Annotated in this window: 10 protein-coding genes; 6 read left to right on the top strand and 4 right to left on the bottom strand. The window is 45.7% G+C overall.

Features of this window, described 5'->3' with window-relative positions; translation table 11 throughout:
- Window positions 1-18 precede the first annotated feature (18 nt).
- On the top strand, window positions 19-774 hold the full coding sequence (locus G469_RS0104100; RefSeq protein ID WP_028263964.1) for a GntR family transcriptional regulator: 756 nt from the start codon (window positions 19-21) through the stop codon (window positions 772-774).
- 103 nt (window positions 775-877) lie between these two features.
- Here the strand turns inward: G469_RS0104100 and aspS are convergent, their stop codons facing one another.
- Window positions 878-2,641, bottom strand: a complete 1,764-nt coding sequence (aspS, locus tag G469_RS0104095; protein WP_028263963.1) for an aspartate--tRNA ligase — start codon at window positions 2,639-2,641, stop codon at window positions 878-880.
- Window positions 2,642-2,927: 286 nt separating this feature from the next.
- Here aspS and G469_RS0104090 point away from each other — a divergent pair, with 286 nt between their 5' ends.
- Window positions 2,928-3,233 carry a hypothetical protein gene (locus G469_RS0104090; RefSeq protein ID WP_028263962.1) on the top strand — a complete coding sequence of 102 codons (306 nt, stop codon included), beginning with the start codon at window positions 2,928-2,930 and terminating at the stop codon, window positions 3,231-3,233.
- Between the two features lie 78 nt (window positions 3,234-3,311).
- On the opposite strand, the gene G469_RS0104085 is transcribed toward G469_RS0104090, so the two are convergent.
- Window positions 3,312-4,913: a 4Fe-4S dicluster domain-containing protein gene (locus tag G469_RS0104085; protein WP_028263961.1), complete on the bottom strand. Its 1,602-nt coding sequence runs from the start codon at window positions 4,911-4,913 to the stop codon at window positions 3,312-3,314.
- A 201-nt stretch (window positions 4,914-5,114) separates the two neighbouring features.
- Here G469_RS0104085 and G469_RS08335 point away from each other — a divergent pair, with 201 nt between their 5' ends.
- From G469_RS08335 to G469_RS0104070, 3 genes are read left to right on the top strand one after another with little or no spacing between them, the layout of a single operon-like run.
- Window positions 5,115-6,578 (top strand): efflux RND transporter periplasmic adaptor subunit, encoded by a 1,464-nt coding sequence (locus G469_RS08335; RefSeq protein ID WP_051353754.1) that lies wholly within the window; start codon window positions 5,115-5,117, stop codon window positions 6,576-6,578.
- 11 nt (window positions 6,579-6,589) lie between these two features.
- Window positions 6,590-7,321: an ABC transporter ATP-binding protein gene (locus tag G469_RS0104075; RefSeq protein WP_028263960.1), complete on the top strand. Its 732-nt coding sequence runs from the start codon at window positions 6,590-6,592 to the stop codon at window positions 7,319-7,321.
- Complete coding sequence (locus G469_RS0104070; RefSeq protein ID WP_028263959.1) at window positions 7,318-8,514, top strand: ABC transporter permease; 1,197 nt, start codon at window positions 7,318-7,320, stop codon at window positions 8,512-8,514. The genes G469_RS0104075 and G469_RS0104070 overlap by 4 nt, the downstream gene beginning before the upstream one ends.
- Here G469_RS0104070 and hisS read toward each other — a convergent pair.
- Together hisS and G469_RS08330 are read right to left on the bottom strand one after the other, a co-directional pair.
- A complete protein-coding gene (gene hisS, locus G469_RS0104065; protein ID WP_028263958.1) occupies window positions 8,501-9,838 on the bottom strand; it encodes a histidine--tRNA ligase in 1,338 nt (445 codons plus the stop codon). The two genes, G469_RS0104070 and hisS, sit on opposite strands and share 14 nt — an antisense overlap.
- Window positions 9,839-9,943: 105 nt before the next feature.
- Complete coding sequence (locus G469_RS08330) at window positions 9,944-10,888, bottom strand: LysR family transcriptional regulator (RefSeq protein WP_035425385.1); 945 nt, start codon at window positions 10,886-10,888, stop codon at window positions 9,944-9,946.
- Window positions 10,889-11,098: 210 nt separating this feature from the next.
- Between G469_RS08330 and G469_RS0104055 the strand changes: the two genes are divergently transcribed.
- The gene (locus tag G469_RS0104055; protein WP_028263957.1) at window positions 11,099-12,484 is read left to right on the top strand and encodes a Na+/H+ antiporter NhaC family protein; all 1,386 of its coding nucleotides are present in this window, start codon (window positions 11,099-11,101) and stop codon (window positions 12,482-12,484) included.
- Window positions 12,485-12,563 lie beyond the last annotated feature (79 nt).

Genomic DNA, 12,563 nt, shown 5'->3' with positions numbered 1-12,563 from the left:
AGAGAAGCTAGGTGAACCATGAATGCGGTAACCATTTTAGAAGGTCAAAAGTCTGATTCCACTACGGATTCTTTGGTAGTGCTTCCCCGCATGGAGGGCGAGACAGGCTCCGCCTACGCCTATCGTGTATTGGAATATAACATCCTCATGTTGCATATGGCTCCTGGCGCATGGGTACGTGAGCGCCTTATTGCCGATAAACTCGCGGTATCACGCACGCCTGTCCATGAGGCGATTGGTCTTCTGCGCGATAGGCGTTTAGTTGATGTAGCCCCTCAAAGCGCAACGCATGTCTCGCTCATTGATATAGATACTTTACGACAAGGCATTTTTTTACGATCTGTTGTTGAACCTGTCGTTGTGTCTCAGTTGGTAGGCAATGTATCGAGCGAACTATTGCAAAAACTTGCAGCCAATATTCGCGTACAAAAACAGCTGGTAGAAAGCTCTGCAGATATCTATTTATATACACAAGTAACAAGTGAATTTTGGGAACTTTTATATGTAGCTGCTCACAAGGATTACTTGTGGGAGCTGCTCTACCAAGCAACAGTACCTCTGGAGCGTTTGCGTTACATCTTACTTCTTAACAAACTGGTAGAGCCTAATACACAATACTGCCAGCAGCTCTATAAATACTTATACCTAGGCAATAATGACACCATAGGTATTAATCAAGCCATTCAAGCAGAGATTAACAGTTCCATCCAAGAACTTGACGTGGTGATGGAACGTTTTCCCCAATACTTTATCAAGGACGCTACCGTAGCGTAAGTCACGCCACACCCGTATAGCACATCTACAAAAATCTCGCAGCTCAACCACTTGAACTGCGAGATTTTTTGATAGTTATTGCCTTGATTTAGAGCTAAAAGTTCTACAGTGTGCGCAGTGAAACTTCCTTGAGCTGCTTGGTAGAAACCTCACTAGGTGCAGCACTCATAAGATCAGAGCCAGAGCTGGTCTTAGGGAATGCCATGACATCGCGAATGGAATCTGATCCAGTAAGCAGCATGCAAACACGATCCAATCCAAGAGCAAAGCCACCCATGGGAGGAGCACCAAATTCTAAAGCCTCCATAAGGAAGCCAAACTGCTCATGCGCGGACTCCTTGGTAAAACCAAGTTTCTCAAGAATGCGCATCTGAAGTGAAGCGTCATGAATACGCATGCCACCACCACCCGCTTCATAGCCATCCATGACAAAGTCATAAGTATGAGAACCAATAGCTAAAGGATCCGTGTCCAAAAGTTCAATTTGATCCTCAAGAGGCTGTGTAAAGGGTTGGTGTTCTGCAGCATATGCTTTGCGATCCTCGTCCCAATGGAACAAGGGGAAGTTAACAACCCACAAAAAATCATGCCCGTCACGCGGCACCTCTAAAACGTTAGCCATATGCGTACGCATGCCACCCAAAATGGTGTCTGTATCTAGACGGCTACCAACCGCAAACATAACCAAATCACCAGGCTCTACGTTCATAACTTCACGTAAGCTTGCCATTTCCTCGTCTGAGAAGAACTTAACAATAGGACTCGTAACAGAGCCATCCTCACGAAATGCAATGTAAGCCAAGCCCTTAGCACCAAAACCTGCTGCAATATCTGCAAGTTTATCAATCTGCGCACGTGGCCATGTTCCAGCACCCTTTGCATTAATAGCCTTTACATACTGCCCATCAGTGGTAGCAGCACTACCAAACAGCTTAAATTGCGAATTTGCAAACACATCACTTACATCATGCAAGGTCATGCCAAAACGTGTATCGGGCTTATCAACACCATAGGTATCCATAGCATCCCAATAAGAAATACGACGCAAGGGCGTAGGCATATCAACACCCACCTTGGCAAAAGCGCTTGACAAAACCTCTTCCAAAGATGACATAACATCATCTTCGGATACAAAGCTCATCTCTATATCTACCTGGGTAAACTCCGGCTGGCGATCTGCACGCAAATCCTCATCACGGAAGCACTTTGCCACCTGATAGTAGCGCTCAACGCCACCAATCATCAGCATTTGCTTAAGCAACTGAGGAGACTGAGGTAAGGCATAAAAATGACCTGGTTGTACACGACTAGGTACCAAGAAGTCACGAGCACCTTCAGGTGTGGACTTAAACAAAGCAGGAGTCTCTACCTCCATAAAAGCCTGGTCATGTAAGGCTTGGCGCATGGCAAAGGTAAAGTCGGAACGCAATTGTAAATTGCTCATCATATGAGGACGGCGCAGGTCCAAATAGCGATAGCGCAAGCGCACATCCTCAGAACTGTCCAAACGGTCCTCTATGGGGAAAGGAGGTGTCTTTGAAGTATTAAGCACCTCAATTTTGGACACCAATACCTCAATATCGCCCGTCTCTAGCTTGGGATTACTCATACCTTCAGGACGACTACGAACCACACCCACTACCTTAATGGGCCACTCAGAGCGGACCTTCTCGGCCTGATGAAACGCTAGGCCACCAGAATGATCGGGGTCAAAAGAAATCTGTGTCACACCCGCACGGTCGCGCAAGTCAATAAAGATAAGACCACCATGATCGCGGCGACGCCATACCCAACCGGTAAGGGTTACGGTTACACCAATATCAGATGCGCGGAGTTGGCCACAATCGTGTGTGTGCATAGAGTGCATAGTATTCCTTTCGTCTGGATCACCCCGTGTCGGTACGGATGACCATTGCCCTCAGACGGCGCAACAAGCGTAGACTGCGTTGGTTGCGCACATTTTTTCTATGGTATCAGCATAGATGAGCTTAAGTGACCGCAGACCAAAAGAAACGAAACCTTTACGAACCGCGTTACCTTCTACCAGACTTACTATCCCGTTTCCCGAGAAGGTCAAACAATCGTGAAAGACAGGTGAATATAGCGGTAGGATTTGTGTAATGGAAGTTGTCCCTACGAAGAAAGGACCAACCATGGGAAAGAGGGCAAGCGAGACTCTGGATTTGGATTACGATGCACTGGTAGATTACCTCCATGCCAAACACTCTATTTATATGAAGGTTGGCAGTTCGATGTATTACCTTACCGATGCAAACTTCCAGGCATGGAGGGCTCAGGATACCAGTAAACGTAACGAGAAGAATCACTACATCGATTGCAGCGATCTTGTATCTACAGTAGATGAATTTCTTGTTGTCCCCTTTATTGGTGGCAACACCATCAAGGACGTATTTGACTCTGCCAAGTTCTACGCTTCAATAAAAGGCGAGAAGGAATAGCGTGATTTTAGACGTATAGGAAATTATACGATGTATGAGGTGTTGACGTAGGTCAACACCTCTTTTTTAATCTGTGTTTTATTGAGCAGGACGCGTTGCCTCATCAGATTCAGCAACTTCATTTTGTCCCATCACAATGTAGTCATTATCTCGCTCGAGTTCAGGCAAGTACTTTTCCAAGCCAGACTCAGACGCAATCTTATGAGGCGACTTGCGAGAATATGCATTCACCAAAGCAGCAGACTTCTTAATGGCATTAATGGTGCCAGCACCTGCAATACAACCGCCCGGACACGCCATGCCTTCAAGTAAATACCCGTCATACTGACCCTTAATGGCCGCCTTCATAAGTGAGCGGCATGCTTCCAAACCATCTGCGGTCTGAACATTAACTTCTCTATCTGGGTACTCGGATACAATAACGTTCTTTACCGCCGCAGCTACACCACCAGAAACTGCAAATGCACGACCATCATGAGAAGCTACATTAAAGTCAGACTTGTTATCATCTGCCAAACTGCTGTAATCAATATGCTTGGCTTCCATCATGCCAGCAAGCTCTTCAAAAGTGAGAACAAAATCTACTTCCGAACGCACGGATTTTCTCATTGCTTCAAGCTTCTTTGCAGAACAGGGACCCACAAAGACAATCTTTGCATGAGGGTGTTCACGTCTAATCATACGTGCAGTAAGTGTCATGGGAGTAAGGGCCATACTTACCTTATCTGCATGCTCAGGGAATTCCTTTTTAGCCATAACTGACCAAGCAGGACAACATGACGTTGCCATAAAAGCTTGCTTTTGAGGCACTTCTTCCAAAAACATATGTGCCTCTTCTACAGAACACAAATCTGCACCTAAGGCAACTTCTTCTACTCCGCCAAAGCCCAGTTGTTTAAAAGCCTCACGCAGTTTACCTACGTTACCCTTGCCGCCAAACTGCCCTACAAAAGAAGGGGCGACAGCAGCAATAACTTCTTCTCCATAATGCATGGCCTGAATAACTTGAAAAATCTGGCTTTTATCCGCGATAGCACCAAACGGACAATTAACCAAACACTGACCACAGGAAACGCATTTATTGTAATCAATATCTGCATGACCATTTTTGTCAGAAGAAATGGCGTGCATCCCGCAGGCGGCAGCACAAGGACGTTCTTGGTGAGCAATGGCATGATATGGACATACATCAAAACAACGACCACACTTGATACATTTTTCCTGATCGATATAAGCTTTTTTGTCCACAAAGCTAATGGCACCCTTAGGGCAAATCTCGCGACACGGATGTGCTAAGCAGCCTTGACAACCATCCGTTACACGATAAACGTTATCTGCACAGGCATTACAAGCAAACTTAATGATATTAATTAAGGGAGGTTCATAATAGGTCTCTGGCTTAAGCGCATCCTCAATACCATCGGTAAGTGGGGCAGGCTTATCCACACCCTGTAACGGTAATCCTAACGCTAAGCGAATGCGTTCTGCCACAATTGCGCGCTCAAGAAAAACACTCTCGCGATAGGTAGCAATCTCACCTGGAATAATCTTGTATGGCAACTCTTCTAACCTGGTAGTCTCATCCTTTGCATTGCCATACGCAACAGCTGCAACCTCTCTAAAAACATTACGGCGAATTTCCGTCAAATTGGTATATACACCGCGCATAGTGTTACTCATGTATCTCTCCTCCCCTTTAGATCCATGAGCCAGATGAACTTACATCATAGCAAGGCAAGATACAGTTAGACGGATATAACCAACCCATGTTGAAATGTGCAGGTAGTGTTAAGTCTCAAAAATTTTGTAACATTGAAATATAACGATATTATCGAAGTTCGAAGGTCTTACGAATTTCAATTACTGCTGTTCGGAGAAACCATGTTTGGCTTTGATTCTAGCGAGAAGAACAATCGTAATCCAAAAGTACCTGTCATGCCCGAAATATCACAGGGAAATCCTTACGCCCCCTCTGATAATGCTATCCCCGATGAATTTTTAAACGACCCAGAAGGTCGTGAGGCATATGAATCACTCATGCGCCATCGTGCAGCACGTAAACGCAAAAAACTGATTCACCTAGGCATTGCGGGAGGCATAGCTCTTACTATACTTACAATCATTGCTTTTACCGTGCTCCAACCAAAGCAAAAACTAGAGGCTCCTCTAGGAACTGCTTTTGTAGAGCGTACTAATTTTACCGAAGCGGTAAGTGCGACAGGCACTGTTCAACCCGTAAGCTCATACGTGGTAACACCCGAAGTAGACGGTATCATCCAAGATGTTTCTGTTGCTGAGGGATCTTCTATTAAAAAAGGTGACTTTCTCTTTAACTTAAAAAATGACGCTCTAGATAAGGCGGTGCGTGATGCCCAACAACAGCTCCGCACTGCACAGGCAGATTTAGAGAGGGCAAAGGCTAATCTTAGTGCAGCCCAATTAGCACCAACTCCAACCGTAGATGACATCCAAGAAGGCACACAAAACAATTTGGGTGGACCTGGATCTACTTCGGACGCAGAATCATCAGTACAGGCTGCACAAGCTGCAGTTGATACTGCTCAAAATGCCTATAATGACGCCGTAGCAACCGCTGCAAAGCGAAAGGTAGTTGCTCCTGCAGATGGCAATATTATTGTCATGAACGCAGTAAATGGCGCTGGTATTGGTGCTGAATCTGGAAAGGGAGGCCTTAATCCTAATACCAACAACAGCAGCCTGATTACTATTGCTGACCTTTCAAAAATGACCGTAACCATACAAGTTAATGAAGTAGACATTTCAAAGATACAGGTTGGTCAAAAAGCACGCGCGAGTTTCTCAGCATTGCCTGAGGTGAGCTGTGAGGCCCAAGTAACACGTATTGCTACAGTTTCCAATGGCTCTAATGAAGGCGTAACTGCAAGCTTTACAGAAGGCGCTATTGTTACCTATTCTGTAACACTGCTTATAGATAAACCAGATGCCCAGCTTAAGCCTGGTATGTCTACTACTGTTGACATCTTACTGCAAGATATCCCCGATGTTTTATGCGTTCCTAGCCAGGCAATCATGACTGACGAGGCAGGCACCTATATAAACTCCGTCACGTTTGACAATAACAATAAGCCCTCATTTAAGCGTGTGGAAGTAAAGGTAGTTGCACAAAGCTCTACCACAGCCGTTGTTGAAGGTTCCGAAGTAAGTGAAGGTATGCAGATACAAATTTCTGGCGACCCAAATGGCGTTGGCAACGAAGCTGGATTTGATAGCGGCATGGATGGCAGTGGTATGTTTGCAGATGACGAACAATATGATGCAGGAGCTGACACCAATGCTCCTGTAAGTGTTGGCGCCAAGAAATAAGGTGTCGTAATATGCCTAAGGTTATTCAAGCCACAAACCTCCACCGCATATACGAAACAGAGGCCAGCTATACCTATGCCTTGCGTGGTGTCTCCTTAGCTGTCGAGAAGGGCGAGTTCTTGTGCATTATGGGGCCTTCAGGTTCTGGCAAGTCTACCCTCATGAACATTTTGGGTTGCTTAGACAAACCCACCCATGGCTCCTACAAGCTGGAGGGTTTGGAAATTTCCAACCTCTGCGATGATGACTTGGCAGAAATTAGAGCTACCCGTCTTGGCTTTGTTTTTCAGTCTTTTAATCTTTTGCCACGTACCACCGTCATGCGCAATGTCATGCTGCCACTCATCTACTCATCTATTTCCCCGCGCGAACGAGAAATCCGTGCATGGAAAGCCCTTCATGCCGTAGGTCTACCCGAAAAGTACTACGATCACAAATCTAATGAGTTGTCAGGAGGACAGGTTCAACGTGTGGCCATTGCACGTGCACTGGTCAATAATCCAGCAATTATCTTGGCAGACGAACCTACGGGTAACTTGGATTCCAACACAGGCACCATGGTGTTAGAAACCTTCCATACCATGCGCGAACAAGGCAAAACCATTGTGCTTATTACTCATGATCCAGAAGTAGCGCAATGGGCAGATCGTACCGTTCATATCCGTGACGGCAAACTTCTTACCGATATTCAAGAACAACACTTTGTTGCAAATCACAATCTCAGGGAGGTCCACAATACATGAGATTTCGCGACCTTCTTATAGAAACCTTCTCGGCACTTGATTCCAATCGTGGCCGCAGCCTTCTTACCGTCTTGGGTATTGTCATTGGCATTGCAGCAGTTATTGCCATGACAGCCTACATCGAAGGCGCAAAGGTTGGCATGGTATCTCAAATGGGATTTAACCAAGCAAGACTAGTATCCATTCAGGTTTATTCCGGACATGCACTCAACCAAAATGATCTTACCAAGCTCAAAGAACAAAACCCTGCTTTTGAATTTGTAACTGGTATTTCCTACGGCAGTAGCAGCATAAGTAATGGTACTAAGCAGATTAATCCCAGTGTAATAGGCTGTAACGCCGAGTACTTTACTGTCATGGGCCTTGAGGCGCTTGCTGGAGAGCTTATCTTGGATAGTGACGTTGCATCATCTGCCATGCGTGTCGTTATCGATAAGAGCATTGCAGATAAACTATTTGGCTCAAATGAGGAAGCCATAGGAAAAACTTTGCATATTGACAACGATAACTATCGTGTTGCTGGCGTAGTTAAAAGCCAGATGACACAAGGCGATGGCATGATTTACATACCACAGACTACCTTTTCATCGCGTATGTCTGGAAGCAAGCGCATTGATGCTGCATATGGTCTTGCTCGTGAAGGGACTGACATGAGTGAGATTTCTCATCAGACTCGTAACTGGCTTAAGAGCTGGTTAAATTTGTCCGAGGAACGTGCACAGGACTCGATTTACGTTATCACCATGGAAGAAACCATCAAACAGCTTAACGCTGCTTTAGGAACATTCCAGCTGCTTATGACTGCTGTTGCTAGCATCTCTTTGCTAGTTGGTGGCATTGGTATTATGAACATGATGATTACAAATGTAACCGAGCGCATTCATGAAATTGGCCTTCGTAAAGCATTAGGTGCACGAGCAGCAGATATTACAAAACAATTCCTATTGGAATCTATCTTAATTTGCATAGTAGGTGGCATCTTTGGTATTGCCATTGGCTATGTTGGTGCAATGGCTCTGGGCAGTTTTGGTGGCTTGTTTTTTGGAACCGACCAGGCCATTACTCCTATTATTCCACCCATGGCCGTAGTTGCAGCTACCACCACCTGTGTTTTTATTGGTATTCTCTTTGGCTGGTGGCCTGCACGCCGTGCAGCTAAACTCGACCCTATAGAGTCCCTTAGATATCAATAAACTCCGCACCGTACATAAGCTTAATAACCTCATCCACCAGATTATCTTTGGCAACGCTTATTTGTTCGTGTGTATTCATATCACGCAGAGTATAGGTATTGTTAGTAACCTCATCCGCACCGATAACAACACACACAAGCGCATGGAGTTTATCGGCCTGTTTAAATTGACTTTTAAGTGAGCGCCCTTGATAGTCTGCTTCTACACGCAAACCAGCGTCACGCAAGGTTAATGTGGCATCAAAAACAGCACTACGCTGCTCTGGAGCAGCACACGCAACATATACGCATGTAGGCTCGTCACCCGCCAAATCTACGCCCTGAGCTGCCAGCGCTAATGCAATGCGCTCAAAACCAACAGCAAAGCCAATGCCAGGCGTAGGCTTACCTCCCTCAAGTTCTACCAAGCCATCATAGCGACCACCACCGCCAATAGCGCCAACATCATCAACATTAACAACTTCTACCTCAAAGACTGTACGAGTGTAATAGTCCAGTCCGCGTACAAGCGTAGGATCTTCTACATATGAAATACCCGCAGCATCCAAATAGGCTTTTACTTGGGCATAGTGCTCGGCACAGTCTTCACATAGGTTGTCTGATATCAATGGCGCAGACTTCATAACCTCATGACAGCGTTCATTTTTGCAATCAAAACTGCGCAAAGGATTAAGCTCTGCACGCTCCAGGCAGTCTGCACACATCTCATCTTTATGATCGTAGATAAACTGTTTGACCTTCTCACGATATGCAGGACGACAATGAGAATCGCCCATAGAGTTGATATACAAGCGTAGTTTGGACATGTCAAAGCCCAAACGATGGTAGAACTCCATAAGAATGATGATACATTCTGCATCCGCTGCAGGATCTGGAGCTCCCAGCCACTCAAGACCTACCTGATGGAACTGACGCAAGCGACCCTTTTGAGGACGCTCGCCGCGAAACATAGACTCTGCATACCACAGCTTTGCTGGAGAAGAACCTTGAGGCACTAAGTTATTCTCTACAACGGCACGAACAACCCCGGCAGTACCTTCTGGGCGCATAGCGAGGCGCTGACGTGGCTTGAGGCTCTTCTCGCTACCATCCCCAAGAAGTTTTTCAAACAAAGCACCCGAGATAACGCGAAACATTTCCTTACGGACAACATCTGTGGATTCACCAATGCCATGAACGAAGGTGTCTACCTGCTCAAGTGCCGGAGTTTCTATCATGTCAAACCCGTAGGTATCAAATAGCTCATGCGCAACAGCCTGCATATACTGCCAAGCGCGCATATAGCCGCCATATAAATCTTCCGTACCTTGAACCTTCTGAGCCATGGTGACTCCTCTCTTTGCGCCTTCAGCGCAATTTGTAACATGGCCACAAACGCACAAGCGAGCGCCCTTTGCGTCTTCCATGTTGATTGAGGATGAAGTATACCCCTAAAGGGGTTCTTTACGTCGATCGTTTGTTTGCTCCACGAGCGTCTTATAAAAGCTCTCGATAACGCTCCATACATGATCTGTTTTTAGCCACGCCGCCGAAACTTTAAAATGTGCATGGCTGGATAACTCAATGGTACGCAAGTCTGGATTAGGACTGGAGCCCATCTTTACCTTAACCATTTCTTTGGGGCAAAATGCGGCACCTACACCGTGCTGAGCCAACGCAAAAAGGGTTTCTGAGTTGGTGGAGTACACCGCAACATTGGGTCTAAAACCTGCACGCTCAAATTCAAGACGTGCAATTTTTCCAGGAACATCTTTCTCGCCCAGAAGCAAGTAAGGCAAGTCCTTAAGCGCTTTGAGACTGCCTGTACGCTCCACCTCTGCTACTTTGGACTGCATGTCATCTCCATAGAGTGAATGCAGCAGCTGGTTAGATACTACCAATACGATATTCTCTTCGTATAAGTCACGAACAACAAGTTGAGGCTGTACAGAACTAATAGTGCTCACCGCCATATCTATGCGGCCTTCCTTAAGAAGTTCGAGAAGCTCTGTGTTCTCGCCCTCATAAATGCGGACACGAATATTAGGATACTTGTTGCGATAACGCGTAATAGCATCCGGCATAATCATGTGCCCGCGTGTGGAGGCAATACCCACACCCAACAGACCTCGTTTATCGCCCGCAATCTCATCAAAAACATGGCGCAAATCACGTTCTTCGTTCCTAAAGCGACGTGCAAAACTCAAAAACTCTTGACCAGAAGCCGTAAGGGAAAGAGGAACTCTGCGATTAACCAGTTTTACGCGCAGCTCTTTTTCCAGAGAAGCAATATGTGCAGAAAGTGTTTGCTGGGTAATATGTAAGCGTTTTGCAGCCTTGGTAAAACTCTGCTCTTCTGCAAGAGCCACAAAGTAATCCATGCTTTGGAAATTCATACACGCCCCTTTTTACAAACCGTTTATAGACCATATCTAACCATTCATACATTGTTTTAAGCTACATTGCATACTCATTTCCCGTTGACTATGGGTTACAAGTGCTTTTTGTAACTCATATCAATATTAACAGTTGGACTCGCTGCATCATGGCACGTATCTTAACTGTTGCAAAGAAAAAACCAAGCACCTGGGAGATGCAGTCGCTTTATGATAGAAACGATAGTACTTATCGCTTTCGCGTCTATTTTGATTTCCGGAATCATTATTGGCACCCCCCTTCTTACCTCACTTCTTATTGGCTTAGCACTGTTTGCTGGCTATGGCCTGTGGCGAGGGCACTCTACTCAAGAATTAGTACGCATGGCCTTGTCTGGTGTTAAGACGGTTTCACATGTGCTTATTCTTTTTGCCATTATTGGTATGCTTACCGCCACATGGCGTGCTGCTGGCACAATCCCCTTTATTACAAGTTGGTCTGCAGCACTGGTTAAGCCTTCCACTATTGTTGTTACCTCATTTTTGATTTGCTGCGGCATGAGTTTCTTGTGCGGAAGTTCTTTTGGTGCTGCGGCAACCGCTGGTGTTGCCTGCTTTACCATTGGCGAAATTATGGGTGCAAACACCTCAGTTTTGGGCGGTGCTATTTTAAGTGGTTGCTTCTTTGGTGACCGCTGCTCCCCCATGAGCTCTTCTGCTGCCTTAGTTGGGAATCTTACTCGCACAAATGTTCAAGAAAATATTGGACGCATGATGCGCAGTGCAGCTGTCCCTCTTATCTTAAGTTGCATTATCTTTGCTGCACTAGGCATGAGCAACAGCACTGCCACCACTACACCCAACTTTAGCCAGGCGTTTAGCTCCACCTTTGTGCTGTCCCCCATCGTTTTAATTCCTATTGTTATTGTATTGATCTTCTCTTTTGCACATGTAAGCGTAAAGAAAACTATGCTGGTAAGCCTTGCTAGCGCTATTGCAATTTGTATCTTGGTACAACACATGAGCATTTTGGATATTCCTAGCATGCTTTTGTTTGGCTTTAAGACATCCGATCAAACCATTGCAAGCATGGTTAATGGTGGCGGCATTGTAAGCATGTTTCATCTTGCCTGTATTGTAAGTGTTGCATCTACGTACTCGGGTATTTTTAATGGCACGGGTCTTCTTGACAAACTGCGCTGCACGGTCAAAAAGATTTCCAAGCGCACTACGCCCTTTATTGGTGTTTTACTCACGGCCATTATTACTGCAATCATTGCATGCGATCAGGTGGTGTGCATCATGCTTACTGCCCAGTTATGCGATGGCTGTGAGGGTTCTGGCAGTGCGCTTGCTTTAGACATAGAGAACAGCAGCGTTATCATCCCCGCATTGGTGCCTTGGTCTACTTCTGTCATTGGAATACTTGCCTTTGTTGGCGCACCTTCTACAAGCATTTTATTTGCACTGTATGCAATCCTCGTTCCCGCATGGACTGTTGCGCTTTCCGTCTACGAGTACCACCATCCAGAATTTGTAGAGTCAAAAAGTGGCCAGCTTATGGGTCTTAATCGCTGCGACGATATTCGCTTAGTTGGCGAGAGTATGGCAGCCTAAGTCCACATAGCTCACCTTAAAAACTATAAAAAGCCCGGCTGCCTGCAATAAGCAACCGGGCTTTTGAGGTATATCTTAT

The sequence above is a fragment of the Atopobium fossor DSM 15642 genome (assembly GCF_000483125.1).
GTDB classification, from domain to species: Bacteria; Actinomycetota; Coriobacteriia; order Coriobacteriales; family Atopobiaceae; genus Atopobium; species Atopobium fossor.
This window is presented reverse-complemented; position numbering and strand designations above follow the sequence as displayed.

What these genes read in the sequence shown, in the direction of transcription:
- G469_RS0104100 (WP_028263964.1), top strand. Translation starts at nt 19, where the DNA reads ATGAATGCGGTAACCATTTTAGAAGGTCAAAAGTCTGATTCCACTACG.
- aspS (WP_028263963.1), bottom strand. Translation starts at nt 2,641, where the DNA reads ATGCACTCTATGCACACACACGATTGTGGCCAACTCCGCGCATCTGAT.
- G469_RS0104090 (WP_028263962.1), top strand. Translation starts at nt 2,928, where the DNA reads ATGGGAAAGAGGGCAAGCGAGACTCTGGATTTGGATTACGATGCACTG.
- G469_RS0104085 (WP_028263961.1), bottom strand. Translation starts at nt 4,913, where the DNA reads ATGAGTAACACTATGCGCGGTGTATATACCAATTTGACGGAAATTCGC.
- G469_RS08335 (WP_051353754.1), top strand. Translation starts at nt 5,115, where the DNA reads ATGTTTGGCTTTGATTCTAGCGAGAAGAACAATCGTAATCCAAAAGTA.
- G469_RS0104075 (WP_028263960.1), top strand. Translation starts at nt 6,590, where the DNA reads ATGCCTAAGGTTATTCAAGCCACAAACCTCCACCGCATATACGAAACA.
- G469_RS0104070 (WP_028263959.1), top strand. Translation starts at nt 7,318, where the DNA reads ATGAGATTTCGCGACCTTCTTATAGAAACCTTCTCGGCACTTGATTCC.
- hisS (WP_028263958.1), bottom strand. Translation starts at nt 9,838, where the DNA reads ATGGCTCAGAAGGTTCAAGGTACGGAAGATTTATATGGCGGCTATATG.
- G469_RS08330 (WP_035425385.1), bottom strand. Translation starts at nt 10,888, where the DNA reads ATGAATTTCCAAAGCATGGATTACTTTGTGGCTCTTGCAGAAGAGCAG.
- G469_RS0104055 (WP_028263957.1), top strand. Translation starts at nt 11,099, where the DNA reads ATGATAGAAACGATAGTACTTATCGCTTTCGCGTCTATTTTGATTTCC.